The 19,330-nt window shown below is 41.8% G+C and carries 19 protein-coding genes; 1 reads left to right on the top strand and 18 read right to left on the bottom strand.

All coding sequences use genetic code 11. From position 1 onward, the window contains the following. On the top strand, nucleotides 1-207 hold a 207-nt coding region (locus tag K245_RS28370; protein WP_232223848.1), incomplete at its 5' end, for a hypothetical protein. Nucleotides 208-211: 4 nt separating this feature from the next. Here the strand turns inward: K245_RS28370 and K245_RS25220 are convergent. From K245_RS25220 to K245_RS0117780, 18 genes are all read right to left on the bottom strand, one after another. Next, a complete protein-coding gene (locus tag K245_RS25220) occupies nucleotides 212-595 on the bottom strand; it encodes a lysozyme inhibitor LprI family protein (protein WP_051284346.1) in 384 nt (127 codons plus the stop codon). Then, the gene (locus K245_RS0117860) at nucleotides 592-1,179 is read right to left on the bottom strand and encodes a Fic family protein (RefSeq protein ID WP_198013922.1); all 588 of its coding nucleotides are present in this window, start codon (nucleotides 1,177-1,179) and stop codon (nucleotides 592-594) included. The genes K245_RS25220 and K245_RS0117860 overlap by 4 nt, the downstream gene beginning before the upstream one ends. Nucleotides 1,180-1,645: 466 nt before the next feature. Beyond that, a complete protein-coding gene (locus K245_RS0117855) occupies nucleotides 1,646-1,903 on the bottom strand; it encodes a hypothetical protein (RefSeq protein WP_027360308.1) in 258 nt (85 codons plus the stop codon). Nucleotides 1,904-2,391: 488 nt separating this feature from the next. Further along, entirely contained in the window at nucleotides 2,392-4,470 is a 2,079-nt protein-coding gene (glyS, locus tag K245_RS0117850; protein ID WP_027360307.1) for a glycine--tRNA ligase subunit beta, read from the bottom strand. A 46-nt stretch (nucleotides 4,471-4,516) separates the two neighbouring features. Next, complete coding sequence (gene glyQ / locus K245_RS0117845) at nucleotides 4,517-5,386, bottom strand: glycine--tRNA ligase subunit alpha (protein ID WP_027360306.1); 870 nt, start codon at nucleotides 5,384-5,386, stop codon at nucleotides 4,517-4,519. 346 nt (nucleotides 5,387-5,732) lie between these two features. Beyond that, nucleotides 5,733-6,791 (bottom strand): GHMP family kinase ATP-binding protein, encoded by a 1,059-nt coding sequence (locus K245_RS0117840; protein ID WP_027360305.1) that lies wholly within the window; start codon nucleotides 6,789-6,791, stop codon nucleotides 5,733-5,735. Nucleotides 6,792-6,807: 16 nt separating this feature from the next. Then, nucleotides 6,808-7,584 (bottom strand): DNA repair protein RecO, encoded by a 777-nt coding sequence (gene recO, locus K245_RS0117835; RefSeq protein WP_027360304.1) that lies wholly within the window; start codon nucleotides 7,582-7,584, stop codon nucleotides 6,808-6,810. Nucleotides 7,585-7,631: 47 nt separating this feature from the next. Then, a complete protein-coding gene (locus tag K245_RS0117830) occupies nucleotides 7,632-8,306 on the bottom strand; it encodes a helix-turn-helix domain-containing protein (RefSeq protein WP_027360303.1) in 675 nt (224 codons plus the stop codon). A 32-nt stretch (nucleotides 8,307-8,338) separates the two neighbouring features. Continuing rightward, entirely contained in the window at nucleotides 8,339-9,343 is a 1,005-nt protein-coding gene (locus K245_RS0117825; protein ID WP_027360302.1) for a peptidylprolyl isomerase, read from the bottom strand. A 4-nt stretch (nucleotides 9,344-9,347) separates the two neighbouring features. Next, on the bottom strand, nucleotides 9,348-10,040 hold the full coding sequence (locus K245_RS0117820) for a SurA N-terminal domain-containing protein (protein WP_027360301.1): 693 nt from the start codon (nucleotides 10,038-10,040) through the stop codon (nucleotides 9,348-9,350). A gap of 45 nt (nucleotides 10,041-10,085) precedes the next feature. Beyond that, nucleotides 10,086-13,562: a transcription-repair coupling factor gene (gene mfd, locus K245_RS0117815; RefSeq protein ID WP_051284344.1), complete on the bottom strand. Its 3,477-nt coding sequence runs from the start codon at nucleotides 13,560-13,562 to the stop codon at nucleotides 10,086-10,088. A 280-nt stretch (nucleotides 13,563-13,842) separates the two neighbouring features. Next, on the bottom strand, nucleotides 13,843-14,994 hold the full coding sequence (locus K245_RS25215; RefSeq protein WP_051284342.1) for a lytic transglycosylase domain-containing protein: 1,152 nt from the start codon (nucleotides 14,992-14,994) through the stop codon (nucleotides 13,843-13,845). A 41-nt stretch (nucleotides 14,995-15,035) separates the two neighbouring features. Further along, nucleotides 15,036-15,851: a nitrilase-related carbon-nitrogen hydrolase gene (locus K245_RS0117805; protein ID WP_027360299.1), complete on the bottom strand. Its 816-nt coding sequence runs from the start codon at nucleotides 15,849-15,851 to the stop codon at nucleotides 15,036-15,038. A gap of 9 nt (nucleotides 15,852-15,860) precedes the next feature. Continuing rightward, nucleotides 15,861-16,319 (bottom strand): siroheme decarboxylase subunit alpha, encoded by a 459-nt coding sequence (gene ahbA / locus K245_RS0117800; protein ID WP_027360298.1) that lies wholly within the window; start codon nucleotides 16,317-16,319, stop codon nucleotides 15,861-15,863. Nucleotides 16,320-16,343: 24 nt separating this feature from the next. Next, entirely contained in the window at nucleotides 16,344-16,736 is a 393-nt protein-coding gene (locus K245_RS0117795) for a secondary thiamine-phosphate synthase enzyme YjbQ (protein WP_027360297.1), read from the bottom strand. A 228-nt stretch (nucleotides 16,737-16,964) separates the two neighbouring features. Then, the gene (locus K245_RS0117790) at nucleotides 16,965-17,285 is read right to left on the bottom strand and encodes a TusE/DsrC/DsvC family sulfur relay protein (protein ID WP_027360296.1); all 321 of its coding nucleotides are present in this window, start codon (nucleotides 17,283-17,285) and stop codon (nucleotides 16,965-16,967) included. A 145-nt stretch (nucleotides 17,286-17,430) separates the two neighbouring features. Beyond that, nucleotides 17,431-18,276: an FAD/NAD(P)-binding protein gene (locus tag K245_RS0117785; RefSeq protein WP_027360295.1), complete on the bottom strand. Its 846-nt coding sequence runs from the start codon at nucleotides 18,274-18,276 to the stop codon at nucleotides 17,431-17,433. A 73-nt stretch (nucleotides 18,277-18,349) separates the two neighbouring features. Then, nucleotides 18,350-19,330: 4Fe-4S dicluster domain-containing protein (locus K245_RS0117780; protein WP_027360294.1), on the bottom strand; the 981-nt coding region annotated here is incomplete at its 5' end.

Raw genomic sequence — 19,330 nt, 5'->3', positions numbered from 1 at the left:
CAGGTTCGCCTTGGACTGAAAATTATTTTACGCAATGTTCGCGTTAGAGACTGGTGGTGCCCAAAGTCACGAAAATTCCAAATGCCTTTGCAGTTTGATTCTAAGCCGCTTTGCAATGAAAATATGGATTACGAAGGCTTTTGTAATCCGGAATGCTTAAAAAATGACAATTTGAATAACTTGCAAGACTCACTAAGAACAGAGTGAAACTCTAAACTGCAGTTTTTACAGACAACTCAGCTTTCAGATTAAGTTCAGCTATCTTTGTTTCGTATAGCTCTGAAAGCGTCTTCAATTTATCTTCTCTGCTTGGTGAGGCATCCAGCATTTTTTGGCGAGACTTTAGCCATAAATTTTGCTCTTTTTTCACGGCCTTTTTCTCATTTTCTCCCAGACCAGATAATAGAGCCCTGAATACATCAGCCATCTGCTTATCCAGATCAGCAAGCCTATCATCAGAGCAAACCAGTTTCTCAACCTCCGTTGTGGCCTTGGAACAGTCAAATCCTGGCATAGCTGCATGAACAGAAACGATTGAAACAAGAACAAGCGTAACCACAATCAGGACTAAAATATTTATTAAGCGGATCTTCATTCAATCATCTCCATATTTAGATTATCCAAGAATATCTCAAAACTCTGTTCCAATGCATCTGCAACAAGCCCGATAAAGGGTTCATAGTCATTGTGCATATGGGCTTTATCAAGTGTTTCAAAATATTCTTTTTTTAAGGTGGCTGGAATAACAGCGGGCGGGAAACCAGATTTAATAAGTTCAAGATTCATTAAGAGTCTTGCAGTTCGCCCATTCCCGTCAATAAAAGGATGAATTTTTATTAGGTCAGCATGGATTCTGGAGGCTACTTCAACAGGATGCATCTTTGCCAAGTTTTCATTGTGGCAGACAATTAACCTGGCCATTTCATCAGTCATAGTATTGAAATGAGGAGGCTCATGATCAGATTCAGTAAAATTTATATTTATATTCCTGTATTTTCCGGCATTAGTATTATCTATGTTTTTTGACAAAATATGATGGGATCTTTTTATAAGGGCCTCAGAAACAGACTCATTTTTTTTAGCAAGCATTTCTATATAAATAATTGCATCTCTGTGATTGATGACCTCAAAGTGCTCACGCAAACTTTTTCCCCGAAGTTTTTCCCCTTCGAGAACCATTTTGATTTCATTGGCCGTGAGAGTATTCCCATTCATGGAAATAGAGTTGTAAATCCAGCTCTGAAGAATTTTTTCATGAATAATTCGGACAGCAGCTTCAGGAAAAGGACGCAGGGCGCCTATTTTTGCTTTCAGCTTGTCCAGTTTGTCAAAATTCATAATGTGTCCTTCAGCATTTCAGACTTTTGGCATTTAAAAACGCCGATGGGTCGCTTTTTGAAAAAAGCTTGGCAAAAACTTATTATGTCGAATGCCTGAGAACAATACGTTCATAGCTGTTGAGATGTATATTTTATGAGTCCGCAAGCTACCAATAATAATCTAAAGCCTCAAAAAATATCCTGAAATACCATAAATCTTTATTTTGAGAAAACTGTAATAGAATTCGAGGAAGGAAAAAAGAAATGGTGCGTACTAAAGATGTACGCACCCAAAATAGAAGGCTAAATCACTATAATATAAAAGACTATTCAGGAGCTACATAGCTTTCGAGTTCCTGCTTGATTTCGTCTATCATTGAATACAGCCAGTCAACATCTTCAATAGAAAGACGACCAGCCTTTGCAGGCGCCCTGTCATTGCCGTCCTTGCCTTTAAGGATTCTCGGGCCAATCTGGAGCTTCGGATCTCCTTCACCATACTGATTAATGGAAATCAAAAGACCTGTTTCCTCGCATCTCCATTCCTTTAGTTTCTTATCCTTTGAAGGGTCAAAACCAGCCATTTAGCAATCTCCTTTTTAGTGGTTCAATCGGTTTTAAAGAACCAATATCAAAAAAAGCTGAAAAGTTTCTCAGCGATTATATTTATTGAATCAAATGCTGCCATTGTTCGGTGTGTTGTGCAAACCTAGCGGCTTGAACACCCTACGACCAAAAATCGTTTGATGTTTTTAGCCGATGATTTTCTAAAATCAGATTTGTCATCTACAATCAAAAAATCCAACTTTAAAAACCCAAATAGGTTAAGTTTTTTGCGGAGCTTTTTTACAAAAAAGCGATCCGCCGGCACTCACCATAAGAATGGTGACATTGAATATCCTTATTATTCCTATCTTCGTTGGTTTATAAGGGTAACATTGCCTCCCCTGAGGCATTCGGATCAATGTCGGATTACGAGCAAAGGACGCTCTAATCCGACCTACGAATTGGCCTGTTTTTACGGCAATTTAACAATACAAGGCATACCTAAATTTACCGCCCGGACGCTCAATTATGCCGAAAGCTTCGAGAAATCTGCTACTTTAAGGAACGTGTCAGCCATTTTGGAAAGAAGGGAAAGCCTGTTGTTTCTCACCTTCTCATCTTCGTCCATGACCATTACACCGTCAAAGAAAGCATCCACACTTGCTCTGATTCCTGCAACTCGGCCGAGAGCTTCTTCATAGTTTCCATTTTCAGCAAGCTTAACAACGTCATCACGTACATTTGCAAAAGCAGAATAGAGATCCCGTTCGCAGTCTTTTGCAAATAGTTTTTCATCTACTTCTGCAAGAGCTGCCGTATCTGTTTTTTTGATGATATTTACAATTCTTTTAAAAGCTGCCGCAGCTGATTCAAAATCAGCCTCCTGCCTGAACTTGTCTATGGCCTTAACACGTTTCCATATATGCGGAATATTATCAGACGATACTGAAATTGAAGACTGGGCAGCATCCTTTGACGCTCCTTCTTCCACAAGCATGTTAAGGAGTCTGCCTTCAATGAAGGAAAGGACTTCGGAAACGGTCTGGTCTGTATTTTTATCTGTTTTTAAAACAAACATTACACAGCTTTCAGAAACAAAATCACGCATATTGATTCCAAATTCCTTGTTAAGAAGAATCTGGATAATACCAATGCTCTGCCTGCGGAGAGCATAAGGATCAGAAGCTCCGGTTGGTATGAGATCAACACTGAAACACCCGCATATCGAATCCATCTTGTCAGCCATGGCAAGAATAGCGCCTGCCAAAGTCTCAGGCAGCTTGCTACCAGATGACACAGGCATATAATGCTCTTCAATTGCTGTTGCCACAGTAGCGTTTTCTCCGGCTGCAAGGGCATATACCCTGCCCATTACTCCCTGGAGATTGTCAAATTCTCCGACCATATCACTGACAAGGTCGGCTTTGCAAAGGTAAGCTGCCCTGGTGACATTTGTCTTCATTGCCTGATCGCATCCAGCTTTATCTGCGATCCACGCTGCAAGGGATCTAACCCTTTCGACTTTCTCATAAATTGTACCGAGTTTGGCCTGGAGGGTCACTTTTTTGAGAGACTCAGTCCAGTCGTCCATCTTATGCTCAAGATCTGTCTTGAAGAAGAATCTTGCGTCCTCAAGCCTTGCACGAAGAACTCTCTCATGGCCTTTTGCAACAAGGGCCATGTCAGTTGCCCTGGTATTATTTACAGCTATGAAATAAGGCATAAGATCGCCTTTAGGATCAACAACCGCAAAATACTTCTGATGGAGCCTCATGGCTGTTATCAGAACTTCTTTAGGAACTTCCAGGAACTTGTCATCGAACTTGCCTGCAACAGCTTCAGGCGTTTCAACGAGGTTCTTGACTATATCAACAAGCTCCTCGTCAGCAGAAATTGAGCCTCCGGTCTGGGCCGCAACTTCCTCGATCTGGACCTTTACCATGCTTCTTCTTTCATCAATATCTGCTATAACAAAGGCCTTACGAAGCATTTGAACATAATCATCCGAAGTATTGATCCTGATTTTTTCAGGAGACATGAACCTGTGACCGAATGAATGGTTGGAGCTTTCAATATTGCCAAGTTCAAAAGGAATGATTTCTGAACCAAGAATGGCAAGAATATTCTGAATAGGACGGGCAAATGTAATATTAAGATCCGCCCATCTCATGGTTTTTGGAAAAGGAATAGCAAGAATAACTTCAGGCAGAATTGTCCTGAGAAGCACTTCCGAAGGCTGGGCAGCCTCTATTCTTGTGGCGCAAAGATATGGCCCCTTTGGAGTATCCTTGGTTTTAAGATCTTCCACCTTAACACCAACTTTTTCCGCAAATTTTACGGCAGCCATTTTGGGCTTGCCATCTGCTTCGTATGCAGCAGATACAGGCGGCCCCATGACTTCTTCCTCGAGATCTGCCTGATTCTTTGCGATATTTTCCACTATTATGGCAAGTCTGCGCGGAGTTCCGTAAACTGTTGCCTTGCCATGACCAATCCTGGCCTGATCGAGTCTTTCTATTAGTTTTTCAGAAAGAGCATTAAGAGCCGGTTCAATATATCCGGCTGGTATTTCTTCTGAGCCGATTTCCAGCAAAAGACTTTCCATTTATAACCTCAATTATCTGTCATTATTCAATGAATTACCTGGAAGCTTAACCCTTTATAAGCGGGAAGCCCATCTTCTCTCGCTGGGCGAGATACGTCTCACTGCAGGCCCTTGCCATATTTCTTATTCTTCCTATGTAGCCAGTCCTTTCAGTAACGCTTATTGCTCCCCTTGCATCAAGAAGATTAAAGGCGTGGGAACATTTAAGGCAGAATTCATACGCCGGAAGAACGAGTTCTTCTTTTATGAGTCTTTTTGATTCTGATTCGAATTTACTGAAAAGATCGAACAATAGCTCAGGATTTGATTTTTCGAAATTGTATGTGGAATGCTCAACTTCCTGCTGATGATAAACATCTCCGTAAGAAACATTTCCGTTCCAGCTGAGGTCGTATACATTGTCAACGCCCTGAAGATACATACAGATTCTTTCAAGGCCATAGGTTATTTCAACAGGAACAGGCTTGACTGGAATACTTCCGCACATCTGGAAATAAGTGAACTGGGTAATTTCCATGCCGTCCAGCCAGACTTCCCATCCAAGTCCTGACGCTCCAAGGGTTGGTGATTCCCAGTCATCTTCCACAAATCTTATGTCATGCTCCAGAGGATCAATCCCAAGGGTTTTCATGCTTTCAAGATAAAGTTTCTGGACATCGCCGGGAGAAGGCTTCAAAATCACCTGAAACTGATAATAATGCTGGAGCCTGTTTGGATTTTCTCCGTAACGACCGTCCTTTGGCCTTCTTGAGGGCTGGACATAAGCCACGTTCCAGGGTTCTGGCCCAAGCGACCTTAAAAGTGTGGTCGGATGAAAAGTTCCTGCTCCAACTTCCATGTCAAAGGGCTGAATAATAACACACCCTTTGGCTGCCCAATAATTCTGAAGAGATAAAACAACGTCCTGAAAATTCATATCAGATACCCTGAGATTTAAATTGTTTCAAAAATTCCAAGAACGGCTATTGCCGTCTAAAAATATACTATAGTCCAGATAGCCATAAACTGAATTATTATGGTATCTGTGCAGAATGGCCTTGTATGGTTAAATTGCCGTCAAAAAGGCCGATTCGTAGGGTGCTCAAGCTCTAAGGCTTGCGCACCAGATGCGTGTGCCTCCGGCGGGTCGCTTTTTGAAAAAAGCGACCCGCTTGAGGCACACGCCTTATCAAGTGTAATACTCACAAATCTTATGTGGTCATCTAACCTTGGTTTAGAGGGTCAGATTGCCTAACCGGAGGCAAATACAATTGATCCGTAAATCATTCATCTATCCTGAAACCTTCGGTATCGACGTCTGTTTCAAGCAGACTGCCGCCATCTGATGATTCAAGAATACCGGCCCATTCATTTTTGAGCTTCGATATATTATCAGACGATCCTATCGCCCATACGCATCCGCCTCCGCCTGCTCCGGCAAATCTTGAACCGCATTGTATTTTTTTTGCTGATTCATATAGCTTTTTGCCTGTTTCATCAAGTACATCCGGAGTCATTTCAAGGCGAATTTCTGTCTCCTCGTTCATTATGGTAGAAGCCGAACTCCAGTCAGAGGCAAGAAAAGCCTTATAAAACCTGCGTGTAAGATCTGAAATTTTTATCCATGGTTTTCTTTCGCCTTCAGCAAAACGTCTCATCCATTCTGAATTGACATCAGCCGACACATGGGGCTTTCCGCAATATGCAACGAGTATATTATCTTTAAGTGACTTATTTTTTACAGGAATTTCTTCTTTTTTATATGGATTGCCATTCGCGCATGCAAGCCATGACCAGAGATTTACCCCACCAAAAGCTGCAGCAAGCTGATCCTGATAACCGCATGGGACCCCGGCTGTACCGCTTTCAATTGCGTGGGCAGTAAGACAGACATCTTTTCTGAATAAAGGATCAGAAACAAGCTCAAGTCCTTTATTTTCAGATAGCAGATATTTTATTGCGCCCACAAGAGCGACAGCAGCAACGGAAGATCCTCCGAGTGCGCTTCTTGGAGGAGATTCAGAAGATATTTCAATATGGACGCCATCAAGATTAAAATGAGCGGCTATGGCAAAAATAAGCCCCATTGGATGCCTGAAAGGAAGAGCATCAGAATCAAATTCGGCGTCATCAAATCCTTTGGAGCTGATCTTTACTTTGCCAATAGCATAAGGACTGATTTTTATTCTCGTCCTCATATCAAGGGCTATATTAAAGGTGCATGGTGAAATATGCTTAAGGGGATAATGCATAGCAGGGAGATCGAGGGTTCCGCCCAGATCCACCCTGCACGGAGCCGAAGCCTTTAAGGGATTGGCATCAATAATCTTTCTTATATCCATTTATAAAACTCCGGATCTATATTTCGTGTCTCAAAATGTTCAAAAAACGGAGACTGTTAATGTCCTTGCCCATATGAAAAGGAAGAAATCTCTCTAAGATAGCCCTGCTTTCACTTATCGATACTTGATTAAGGCGTAAACGCATGGCCATGGAACAAGTATTTTTCTGAATCCATCTCAGCTCATTCAGTGTGCCCTTGGAAATTCTTAATTTCTTTCCATCATGGCTTTTGGATGAACATGAACCGCAGATTGTTCTGCCATCCTTGATATCAAACAAAAGCCTCTTATCATGGATACGATCTATTTCCAGGCCACACCCTAAACAAGAGCTGAAATCAGGAGAAAGCCCGGAAAGTTGCAGGAGCTTTATCTGAAATATTATTCCAAGCGTTTCAGCAGGTACTCTGTCCTCATCAAGATTTTCAAGCGAGGTTCTGAAGAGCTGAAAAATCTCATCCTGGGGATGGCCTTCTTCTATCCAGCCATTAAGAATTTCTGCCCAGTAGCTGGCATGGGCGGTCTTTAAGAAGTCCGTCCTAATTCTTTCATACGGGGACTCGAGGGAAACCTCTGAAAGAATGTAAAATGCCTGGTTCCTCGTGGTTTTAAGTTCCGCATCAATCAGGGTAAAAAGTTCAAGAACCCCACCAAAACGCTTTACACTTTTTTTTGCATTCTTTGCAATGGCAGTGATTCTTCCATACCCTTCAGCAAGAAGAAAAATGATCAGATCATTTTCTCCATATTCTTTCTTCCAGAGTATTATGCTCTGGGCTGAAAACGAATTCATCTGCAAATGCCTGAAAAATGAAAAGTAAGTTATGAAGCAATCATCAGCTACGGAAAAAAAACATTGGCAGTCTGATCATTTCCTGGGATCACGTAAGGCTTACCATTAAAACTAATTTCAACATTTTTGGGGTTTTCTATCAAAAGATTGAAATTTCTCTTTGCGGTAAAATCAAACCTGATGCCCTTGGTTATATCTATTTTTTTTGGAATATCACCGTCAATAATCATTTTGACCAAAGCAGTATCTTTACCCTGAAGCGTCAGAATGATTTCTTTTTCTTTAATTGCAGGAATTATTTCTTCTGATTGAGTTTCAACGGAAGCCGTGGTTTCAGGTATTTTGCTGACAAAAAAGCCGGTATCCAAATATAAATTAAACGCGTAAATGCAAAGAAGCAAAAGGATAATCAAAAGTGCAGTTTTTCTATAGGCCCAGCCAGATTTTTTGACTCGTTTATTTTGAAGATACAACCGTCTGCGTTCCATGTAAAAAGCAGCCATCTCTTCAGACTTAAGACCGAGTACTCCGCAACAGGCAGCTATGAACCCTTTGACATAAACGCATTCCGGCAGGGCTTCATGATCACTGTTTTCAAGTGAAACAATATGGTAGAGTGGGATTTTAGTCAGTTTTGAAAGTGATTCCTGGGATATGCCATGTTCCATGCGGGCATTCCTGAAATAATCACCAAAATCTCTCTGCATCCCTCCTTCTTCCATTTGTTACCACACAACTCCTGATTCATGACTTATTAGTTAATGATCTTTATGTATGACTTTTCCTTAAGACCATCAAGCCAGGTCTTAAATTTTTCCTCGATTATTTCGTTATATAATTTTTCTTCAATTTCACTCGATGAATCCGTGTAGGACTTTGACTGAGCATCCACAATTTCCTTCAGAAAAAAAATCTGATACCCTTGGGAAGTCTGAACAACGTCCGAAAACTCACCTGGACTTAATTTTTCAACAGCGCCTTTGATTTCTGTAGAAAGATCTCCGATATTGAACAATCCTAGATCTCCTCCAGATTCAGCTGTTGGCGACTCAGACGTCAGTTTTGCAACAACAGAGAAATCCTCTCCGTTTTTCAGCCTTGATAAAATCTGATCCATTTCTTCTTTCGGAGAAATACCGCCCGCAGAATCTGTTTTATTTTCATATGATTTCAGGATGTGGAAAAGATGATGCATTTTACCGTCATCTTTGGTGCCTGTGGTTTTTTCGTGGTATTTTTTGATATCTTCTTCAGTGATGACAATTTTGGACTTGACCATGGCATTAACGAGTTTTGACCTGAGAATTCTGCCCCTTGTTTCTTCCCTGAAGCCTTCCGGAGTCATCCCTTCCCTGGCAAGAGCTTTTCTGAAATCTTCGTCATTAAGAGCGCCTTGTTCTTTAAAGCGCTCCACAGAGGAATCGAGTTCCTTGTCAGAAACCGTTATGCCGTATTTTTTAACTTCCTGATCAGTTAAGGCCTTTTCAACGAGTCTTTCAATGGCATCTTTTCTTATCTTGAAAACAAGCTGTTGCTCCTGTTCTGACGGATATTTTTTTTCCTTAACCATTTTTTCATAAGGAGCAGTTGCTTTTGTGAGTTCTGAAAGCGTAATAATATCCTGATTAACAATTGCAACGATTCTATCCACAACAGTAGTTTGGGCATTTAATACAGATCTGTCAAGCAACATACAGGCAAGGGCAGAAATGGTAATAATTGTAAAAACAGCTGATACTCTAAAACTTTTTTTTGTCATTATATTATCCGGCATTCTGAGAAATAATTTTTTGCCATTCGGCTTTGTTAATATCTATCTTGTATTGAGACTGCACTTTGCCCAGCCAATCCTCATATGCATCCTCTGCTTTTTTTCTTTTAAGGTTCTCGAGGATGGACTTTGTAATCTGCTCTTCTGTCATTCCCTCTTCAGGCACTCCTCCATGCTCAGGCAAATAAATGCTATTATAATATTCCTTTGTCTCTTCAGGGGTTACAACGACATTTTTGATAAGCGCCTCGTTAATTACCTTATCCATGAGAAGCTGTATCCTGAGCCTGTCCTCCCAGGCATCATAAGGTATGGCATTTTCTAAAAGCATCTGTTCAAACGTATTGTCCGGATAATCAGCCTTTATTCTGTCGACCTCGGCCTTGAGAGCTTCTTTTGATATGGTAACTCCCATGGACTCCGCAGCATTCTGAAGAATAAGCTCTTCAACAAGATCGTGAAGAAGTTCATTCAGAACGATTTTAAACTCAGCGGGATTTTGGGTCACATTGTGCGGATAAGCGGTCTTGGCCAGCTCAAGCGCCTGTTTATAATCAAAAACAGTTACTGACTTCTTCCCGACTTTTACAAGAACCTTATCCTTGTCTTTCGGGATAAAGGAACAACCTGAAAAAGTTATAAGAAGTGTTGCTAATAAAAGGTGTATTATAATTTTTTTTTTCACCGCAGCCTCTAAAAAGCCTTTTAAATACCTTGAATAAATAAAGCGTTAATTGTTAACACGGGCCGAAAGCTCTTTCAATACATTTCTGGCCTTGGCGAGCGCCTGGGTTATGTTCTGTTCTCCAAGGTCGATCTTTAGAGTATTGTCTGATGTGAATACGCAGGAGCCTTTTTTGGAGGCCGCATATTCGGCAGGGGCAAAAGGCTTTTTCAGGTGAATTGGAGAAAATTGCAGAACAAGTGTTGTCTCACTCAGATCCACCCTTTTTATACCACATCTGATTGCAAGAATTCTGATCATAATTTTGAGAAGTATATTCAGAGCCTCCAAAGGCGGTTTTCCATATCTTTCTGTCATCTCTTCCCTGAAAGCGCCTATCTCATTAAGATTCGTCATCCGTGAAAGACGTCTGTAAATATGCAGTCTCTGATCAAGATCAGGCACATATGATTCAGGAATGAATGAAGACATGACTATGTTTATTTCAGGTTCGAGGGCTTCTGTTTTTGGCTCGCCCTTCATATCCGCGACAGCCTCGTCAAGCAGCTGAAGGAACATATCATATCCGACAGCTGCAATATGACCAGACTGGGACACGCCAAGGGCCGCTCCTCCTCCTCGAATCTGGAGGTCGCTCATGGCAATATGAAAACCTGAACCAAGGTCGCTGTATTCCATAAGAACCTTAAGACGCTTCTGGGCATCCTTGCTTATTGTCGCGCCTTCATCAAGAAGAAGATAAGCAAAGGCCTGCTCAGATCCGCGACCTATTCTTCCTTTAAGCTGATATATCTGGGACAGACCGAATCTGTCAGCCTTGTTTATTATCATTGTATTGGCAGATGGGATATCAAGGCCCGATTCGATAATTGTCGTACAGACAAGCATGTCAAAATCACGGTTGATGAATCCTATCATGCTTTTTTCAAGTTCTTCTTCGGACATTTTACCGTGGGCAGTTCCAATTCTTACTTCAGGAACTATCTTTTTGATTTCCTCGACTTTGGCGTCAAGGGAACCGATATTGTTGTGGACGAAGAATATCTGCCCTCCCCTTGCAAGCTCGAACCTTACAGCCTTTGATATGATGCTTTCATCATAATCAGAAAGATAGGACTTTATTGGAACCCTTTCTTCAGGAGGCGTCGCTATCACGCTGATATCCCTTATACCCATCATGGACATATGGAGGGTTCTTGGGATAGGAGTTGCACTGAGCGCTAAAACATCTACGGTTTTCCTGAGATTTTTAAGCCTCTCCTTATGCTTTACCCCGAATCTCTGTTCCTCATCTATTACAATAAGGCCAACATCCTTGAATTCTATGTCTTTTTGAAGAAGTCTGTGGGTTCCGACAACTATATCAATAGAACCGTTTTTAAGACCTTCGACAATCTCATGCTGTTCTTTTTTGGTTCTGAAACGGTTAAGACAAGCAAGCCTTACAGGATATCTTTCAAATCTTGTCTTAAAAGACCGAAAATGCTGTTCTGCGAGGATAGTCGTTGGAACAAGAATTACGGCCTGTTTACTGTCGCTGACAGCCTTGAAGGCAGCCCTTAATGCGACCTCTGTCTTGCCGTAGCCAACGTCACCGCATACAAGCCTGTCCATGGGTATAGAACTGCCCATGTCGCCAAGAACATCATCAATGGCCTTAAGCTGATCTGGTGTCTCGTCATACGGAAACGATGCCTCAAAATCCCTGAAAAAATGATCCGGAGGAGCGAATGAGTAACCTTCCTGGGCCTTTCGAGCTGCGTAAAGAGCGAGCAGCTCTCCAGCAATTTTCTCAACTTCTTTTTTTGCCTTTTCCTTTGCCTTGTCCCAGGATTTTCCACCCATTTTATCAAGGACAGGAACATGCTCCTCTACTCCAAGGTATTTCTGAATCGTGTTTATGCGGTCAACAGGTATGAAAAGTTTATCACCGCCCTGATATGTTATAAGAAGAAAATCGTTTACAACAGGCCCAAAGCTCAGTTTCTCAAGTCCTTGGTACATGCCTATCCCGTGTTCGGAATGAACGATAAGATCGCCGCTGGCAAGTTCTTCAAGGGCAAGGAAGCTCTCTCTTATGCTTGAAGGCTTTCTTGTTCTTCTCCTGTGGTATTTGAGTCCGAATATTTCATCTTCAACAGCGACGGCTAAGCCTTTATCGGGCCATGTGAACCCCTTGGACAATCTACCTGTACAAACATAAACCATGGATTGCTGACGAACGAAATCAGGACAGCCAGTCATGAGGTGAGCGTTAACTCCATAAGTTGACACTATTTCATGAAGTCTTTCGGCCTGGGATTTTGTTGCGGCAAGAAGAAGTACGCAAAGGCCCTGCTCTTTTCTGATATTTATCCAGTCAGCAAGTGGGCCAAATAGATTCTCACGACCTGAAATATTTTTAAGCTTTGTAGTTAGATCAGAATTATCCTCGTAGCTTACATCAAGATCTTTTATAACGCGCTGGCTGTCCGTGATTTCAAGATCCTTGAAAATCAAGGGTTTAAGTCTGTCAATAAAGCCTGACGCATCCTCCCAGGAAAGGCTTATCTGATCAGCCTCTGATGCTATTTTCCCGCCTGATACTGATTTTTCAAAATTATCATGCACAAGCTCCCTGAAGTCACGGGCTCTCTTTTCAATGGATCTTGGTTCATCGACGATAAAAACAGAACCCTCAGATATATAATCAAAAATACTACCAAGGGTTTCATGGAAAAAAGGAAGAAGAGTCTCTATGCCTTGATAAAGCCCCTCATTCTTAAGTCTGTCAATGGTTTCCCTGGCCTGCTTAGCGGTAAGGCCGCAATCTGCCGCATGTTTTCTTATTCTGCCTATTATTGCGTCAGCATCCTTCGATCTGAAGATGGTCTCCTTTGCAGGAACAATAACAACCTCATGCGCAGTTCCTGTTTTTTTCTGGGTTTCAGGGGAAAAAAATCTGATGTCATCCACGACATCCCCAAAAAATTCCAATCTAAGAGGCTCACTGTATATTGGTGAGAAAACATCAAGAATACCTCCCCTTAAACAGAAGTCCCCAGGATTTTCAACAATTGCGGCCCTCTCATACCCGCAGGCCATGAGACCACTTATGAATGCGTCAAGGTCAATGGATTCGTTTTTTATAAGAAGATCAAGATTATCAGAAAGGGATTTGACAGGAATAACTTTTTGGATAAGAGCTTCAGGAGTGATAATGATAGCACCCTTGAACTCATTGTTCATCAGCCTGTAAAAAAGACTTATTCTACTGTCAGAGGAGTCAGGGCCTTTTGAAAGATTTTTAAGAGGCAGAATATTATATGGCGGCAGAAACTCGACTTCTGTGTCAGGACTGAAAAAAGATATGTCTGAGGCAATCCTGTCGGCATCTTTCTGGGTTTCAACAATTATCCAGACAGGTCTTTTCTGATTTTTGCACAGCTCGCTGATGAGCAGAGCCTTTCCAGAATTATTCAAGCCAGAGACACTCAATGCCTCATTCTTGCTCATAATAGTATCAACAATACGGGTATTCATATTCAAATTTCTAAAACCGCCTGCTTTAATTTAAAAAAAGGATAAACCTTTTAATCTAAGGAATGATTTAAACATCCGCGTTATACACAAGTATTTATAAAAATCAAAATCTGTGCCGTGTATGGGCAATTCGAAGGTCGGATTATAGCGTACTTTGCTCGTAATCAGACGTCAGCTTTTTGTCGGCGGGTCGCTTTTTGAAAAAGCTCCGCAAAAAATTTACAGTAAAATCAAGGATAATATTATTAATCAGAGATAAAGGGACAGTTTGAAAATCAATTTACATTCTCGAGTAATAAATAATTTTTTTACCGGCAACCATCTCACTTTCAGAATCCAGCCCATTCCATTTCTTGAGGGTTTCCGGCTTTACACCGAATCGTTCTGACAGGATACTGATACTTTCTCCTTCTTTTATAACATGGGTTTTTCTTATCCCGTAAAAGTGAAGGAGATTATTATCCCTCAAATTAGCCTCAAATCTGGAAATGAAACCTGATAAAGAACCCTTTGGAATAGATAATTTGTATTCACCCTTTTCAAGGAAAGAGCCCTTAATCTCAGGATTCAAATCTCGTATTGTTTTATAGTAAGTCTGGGCCGCCTTTGATATGAGCATAATACTTATTCTATATGGACAGCTGACCGTAACCTGATCTGCCTCGACAGGTTTATAGACATCATCACCGTTAAGATTAAAACCGTATTTGGCGGGTTCTGAGAAAATCATTTTTACCGCAATTGCCCGGAATACATACCGCATTGTTTCATTGGGAAGGTAAAGATTGTAATAATCCCTGGTTTCCTGAGATTCTATTCTCTCCTTAAGCCCATATTCCCCCATATTATAAGCTGCTGCAGCAAGTGACCAGGTTCCAAACAGAGAATGAAGGCTGGAAAAATACTGAAGAGCCGCATTTGTTGAAAGAACCAGATTCCTGCGTTCATCAAGAACAGGATTAACATCGAGTCCATATTTTGCGCCCGTTGATTCTATGAACTGCCAGAATCCCGAAGCACCGGCACTTGAGTTAACTCCGGACCTGAGTGAACTTTCAATTATTGCAATATATTTAATATCATCAGGCAGCCCCTTCTCTTTAAGCTGTTTTTCAATATGAGGAAAATATCTCCCTGCCCTTTTCATCCAAAGTACTGTCTGGGCTTTGTCCCAGGCCATTAAAAGGAGCTCTGTCTCAAGCCTTTCTTTTACATCAGCATTCTCTACAGGCACGTTCTCTCCGCAGAATGTAACAGGAGGCTTGATTCTGACAGCAGATACAAGATCATAATGATCGTTGGAATTTTTTTGCTGTATCTGGCTTTGATAAGTAGCATCTGGCGCTATTGGTGCTGAATCCTCTGCAAAGGCCGCTGAAATTGAGAACAGAATAAAAAATATTGACGCAAAAAATCTTAATTTCAGATTCATATATTTGTTCCTTTTGTGCAATAGCTCAAAAATTTGGTGAATTATAAATCAAAAAGGTCTGTTCTTCTGTTTGGAAGAAAGTACTTCATTCTGCTGGATCTGAAATCAGCCAGCGTTTTTTTTGAGAATTCAAGGTAAAGTATATCATCATTCTCGGTGAGAAGAGAAGACTCAAGTTCTCCTGATGGTGAAACAACGAGTGCGACACCGGGGAATGAAAGCCCCTTTCCATTTTCTCCACACTGGTTGCAGGCTGCGACATAGATTCCGTTGTCAAAAGCCCTGGCAGTTAGATGACGCAACCACGACAGCATTTTTTTTTCAGAGTTTCCGCGGGGTGACGCATGGGGGAAAAAAATCAAATCAACACCCTTAAGCGACATTATTGTGGAAAGATCTGGAAAATGAGCGTCATAGCATAGCTGAACACCAAATTTTACACCAAGATAATCAAACACCGGAACTTCACTGCCTTTTTGAAAAATTCCTTTTTCAGGTGGTGCAATATGAAGTTTTCTGTAAAAATATTTTTGGCCGTTCGGATAAAATACGCCGTGGGTGGCATACACATTTTGTTCAGGGTCAATCTCGGAAAATCCGGCAAGAATGGTGATTGAAAAACTTGAAGCAAGTTGTAAAATAATGTCAAGTTCAGGGCATTCGTTTGGCAGAGACCAGTTTTTCAGCTCAAGGCTGTTATAATAACCGGTTATATTCATTTCTGGAAAACAGATAAGAGAAGCGCCATTACTTGCAGCTTCATTCACCTGTCTTTTCATTGCTTCTATATTCAAAGCAATTTTGCCAACCTGGGAGTTACTGATGGCAATGGCGATTTTAATGATGTTCTCAGGCATTCTTTTTAATTACAGATTAAAATGAGCCTTTATCTTAAAAACCATGGTTGCCGGGAGATTGATTATTTTCTTAACCCCGGTTTTTTCTGAGATTTCCTTAAGATTTGTCTCAATAGTCTCTCTTGTCGGTTCAATAAAAGTAAACCAGACATTATAAAGTGGATGTTCTCTCAGATAATTATGTGTAACACCAGGGTAACTGTTAACTACCATGGCAAATTCATCTATTTTGTCTTCTGGTACCTGAGCTGCACACAGTGTACTGCAATAGCCTAATTTTTCAGGCCCGAAATTGCCGCCTATGCGCCTTATTATTCCGCTGTCTTTCAACCTCCTGACTCGGTCGATGACCAGTTTTTCATCAAGCCCAAGGTCCTTTGCAATGGCCTGATAAGGGCGCTCGGTTATAGGAAAATCAGACTGTATGCGATTAAGGATTCTCTTGTCAGTTTCATCTAATATTTGCATTGCCATTACTCATGAATTGATTATTTATCCTATCATTTTTATAAAAACCTTGCGGTTTCTCGGGCCATCAAATTCACAGAAAAAAAGCCCCTGCCATGTGCCGAGCAAAGGCCTGCCATTTTGAATTATCACTAACTCAGAACAGCCAACTACACTTGATTTCAGGTGAGCATCCGAATTCCCCTCATTGTGCCTGAAATCCATATCAACGGGAAAAACCTTTGAAAGAGCTGAGACAAAATCCCTTGGTACATCAGGATCAGCATTTTCATTAATGGTGATCGCTGCTGTGGTGTGGGGTGTAAAGACTATACACAAACCATCCGTTACACATGACGCTGCAACATATTCAGTCACATCGGCAGTTATGTCGATTAGCTCGTTTCGTGATCTGGATTTGACGTTCAGCATGTGCATTGCATCTCTCCGACTACTTATTTTTGTGGCCATGTCTTATTCTCAGTTATAAATGCCTTCGGAGAATCGCTTTTTAATAAGCTCTGCAAAGACTTCCTGATTGTGTGATTATAGGACAAGAAACCAAATTTTTGTCGAAAATCTTTATGAAGAATAATACAAACATGGAAATAAAAAGGCTCTGCTTTAAAGCAGAGCCTTTTAACAAGCATTATAGCAAGATAGAAACTATACGCAACCGGTTGGTTTTGGAAGACCAGCCATCTTGCAAGCTCCCTTACCAGGTCCTGAAGGGAAGAGCTCATAGATGTGCTTGAGTTTGAAACCGGTAAGTTTTGAAAGAACGCGAACCATTGGCGCAATGCCGTTCTTCTTGTAGTAGTCCTGAAGAACGTTAATTACCTGCCAATGTTCGTCAGAAAGAGTTTCGATACCTTCTTCCTTCTTGCAGTAATCAACCCACTCTGCAGTGTAGGTATTGAAATCTTCGAGGAAACCATCCTCATCAACTACGAAAGTTTTACCCTGAAATTCTACATTAGTTGCCATTTTACGTAGAGCCTCCTGTAATATAATTTATTGGTTATACCCCAATTATTCTCGAAAAATATTCCGGCTTTTCTATCTTAAACATTATTTATTGTCAATAAATAAACCTTTAGGAAAAACCGGATATTCAAACCCCGAATACTTCTTAGTATTCCTTCGGAGTCTTGTTGAGCTCTTCAAGTGTAAATACCGGGCCGTCCTTACAGACCAGCTCCTTACCTATGTTGCAGCGACCGCACATGCCTATTCCGCACTTCATGCGGTTTTCAAGACTCATAATTATGTGGTCATGCTTATATCCAAGTTTATCCAGAACAGGCTGGGTGAACTTGATCATTACAGGCGGGCCGCAGATAATTGCATAAGTGTCATCGCTTGCAGGCGGCGCGACCTTCTCGGTAATTGCTGGAACAAAGCCGGTATGATACTTCCAGTTCGGATCATCAGTTCTGTCAACTGTGATGTGCATGTTTATGTCATCACGCTGTTGCCATTCCATCAGTTCTTCCTTGTAAAGAAGCATTCCGGGACTTCTTGCGCCGTATACAACGTCAATTCGTCCGAACTTCTTGCGGTTGGCAGGATCAAGCATCATCTTGATGGATGATCTGAGTGTGGTGAAAGCAAAACCACCGCCTACTATAAGGATATTCTTGCCTTCAAGAATGTCCCACGGATACCAGTTGCCGAGTGGCCCCCTGATACCCATTATGTCGCCCACCTTCATCTCGTGGAGATAGCCTGTGACCTTACCTGTCCTGAATACGGTAAACATCACAAAGCCCTTCTCTGTAGGAGAGGAGGCAATACCAATCGGAATTTCGCCCTGACCAGGAATCGAAAGTTCACCAAACTGACCTGCCTGATAGGCAAATCTGTTTTCGTCCTCAGGATCAAGAAATACAAACTTGAAGGTCTTGAGGCTCTTATCTTCGGTGGCAATCTGAATATCGTCTATGCGCACCGGATATGGTTTATATGGATTCTGCATATGTTCTCCTCGCCCGGCGGTTTTCCGCCCTTATCAAGAGCGGAAAACAAAGCCAGCATCTAAATTCCAGCTCTTAACAGCCGGGGTTATATGCGTTCATCTTGTTACATACCTCACGAACGTCTATGTTGGCAGGACATTGCTCAACACAGCGGCCGCAGCCCACACACATGATTCCCTGGTTATACTTGTCAAGGAAGTACTTGAGTTTGTGCATGAATCTCTGGCGTGTGCGCTCCCACTCGTGCTCTCTTGGATTGTGACCTGTAGCGTGAACCGTAAAAAGGCCAGTCATGCAGGAATCCCAGTTCTTGGTGCGTATGCCGTTCTTTCCCTTTGTCACATCCTGGATATCAAAGCACCAGCATGTCGGGCATGCGTATGTGCATGTTCCGCAGTTGATGCATCCGAAGGCAACTTCTTTCCAGAAAGGTGCATTGAAAAGATCGAGTATGGTTTTGTCCTTGATCTTGTCAAACGAAACCTTGGAAGTGATCTTTGCTTCAGCTGCTGCTTTCATGCTGTCTATCTTTGCGGCAGCGTCTGCTCCTGCTTCAGCTGAAAAACCCGCAGCGTTCATCCAGGCAGATCCCTTGTCTGTCATCACCTTTGCAAGGTAGCTGTCACCAGCATCAACAAGCATTACATCCAGAGCCGAGTCATCAAATGGCCCTGTTCCGCAGCTTGTGGAAAAATCAAACTGGTCAGGGCTGTTGATCGCAAGGCCTATGAAGGTTGTGCATTCATAAGCCTTTACCCAGTAAGGATCCTGATAATCAGGATTGTTGAAGTTGAGTTCAACAAGTTTGAAAGCCTTGGCGTCGTATGGTCTGATGCCGATTACGGCCTGGGCTGAATAATCCTTTTCAGCCTCTTTCATTATATGATGGCCTTCCACATTTTCGTCCAGATTATAAACCAGCATGGTTTCAGATGCCGGGAAAGCTATGGACTTTGGTGAAAGTCTTGTGTTTTTGTAACCCATGTCGGGCTGTTCGCCAGCTGCAAGCCCTCTGAATACATGGAACTGCTTATCCTTGACCGGGCCCACCAG

Source organism: Desulforegula conservatrix Mb1Pa (genome assembly GCF_000426225.1).
In the GTDB taxonomy this organism is placed as follows: Bacteria; Desulfobacterota; Desulfobacteria; order Desulfobacterales; family Desulforegulaceae; genus Desulforegula; species Desulforegula conservatrix.
This window is presented reverse-complemented; position numbering and strand designations above follow the sequence as displayed.

What these genes read in the sequence shown, in the direction of transcription:
- mfd (WP_051284344.1), bottom strand. Translation starts at nt 13,562, where the DNA reads ATGAATACCCGTATTGTTGATACTATTATGAGCAAGAATGAGGCATTG.
- K245_RS25215 (WP_051284342.1), bottom strand. Translation starts at nt 14,994, where the DNA reads ATGAATCTGAAATTAAGATTTTTTGCGTCAATATTTTTTATTCTGTTC.
- K245_RS0117790 (WP_027360296.1), bottom strand. Translation starts at nt 17,285, where the DNA reads ATGGCAACTAATGTAGAATTTCAGGGTAAAACTTTCGTAGTTGATGAG.
- K245_RS25220 (WP_051284346.1), bottom strand. Translation starts at nt 595, where the DNA reads ATGAAGATCCGCTTAATAAATATTTTAGTCCTGATTGTGGTTACGCTT.
- K245_RS0117825 (WP_027360302.1), bottom strand. Translation starts at nt 9,343, where the DNA reads ATGACAAAAAAAAGTTTTAGAGTATCAGCTGTTTTTACAATTATTACC.
- K245_RS0117860 (WP_198013922.1), bottom strand. Translation starts at nt 1,179, where the DNA reads ATGGTTCTCGAAGGGGAAAAACTTCGGGGAAAAAGTTTGCGTGAGCAC.
- K245_RS0117805 (WP_027360299.1), bottom strand. Translation starts at nt 15,851, where the DNA reads ATGCCTGAGAACATCATTAAAATCGCCATTGCCATCAGTAACTCCCAG.
- K245_RS0117830 (WP_027360303.1), bottom strand. Translation starts at nt 8,306, where the DNA reads ATGGAAGAAGGAGGGATGCAGAGAGATTTTGGTGATTATTTCAGGAAT.
- K245_RS0117855 (WP_027360308.1), bottom strand. Translation starts at nt 1,903, where the DNA reads ATGGCTGGTTTTGACCCTTCAAAGGATAAGAAACTAAAGGAATGGAGA.
- K245_RS0117785 (WP_027360295.1), bottom strand. Translation starts at nt 18,276, where the DNA reads ATGCAGAATCCATATAAACCATATCCGGTGCGCATAGACGATATTCAG.
- glyS (WP_027360307.1), bottom strand. Translation starts at nt 4,470, where the DNA reads ATGGAAAGTCTTTTGCTGGAAATCGGCTCAGAAGAAATACCAGCCGGA.
- glyQ (WP_027360306.1), bottom strand. Translation starts at nt 5,386, where the DNA reads ATGAATTTTCAGGACGTTGTTTTATCTCTTCAGAATTATTGGGCAGCC.
- ahbA (WP_027360298.1), bottom strand. Translation starts at nt 16,319, where the DNA reads ATGCAAATATTAGATGAAACTGACAAGAGAATCCTTAATCGCATACAG.
- recO (WP_027360304.1), bottom strand. Translation starts at nt 7,584, where the DNA reads ATGAATTCGTTTTCAGCCCAGAGCATAATACTCTGGAAGAAAGAATAT.
- K245_RS0117840 (WP_027360305.1), bottom strand. Translation starts at nt 6,791, where the DNA reads ATGGATATAAGAAAGATTATTGATGCCAATCCCTTAAAGGCTTCGGCT.
- K245_RS0117795 (WP_027360297.1), bottom strand. Translation starts at nt 16,736, where the DNA reads ATGCACATGCTGAACGTCAAATCCAGATCACGAAACGAGCTAATCGAC.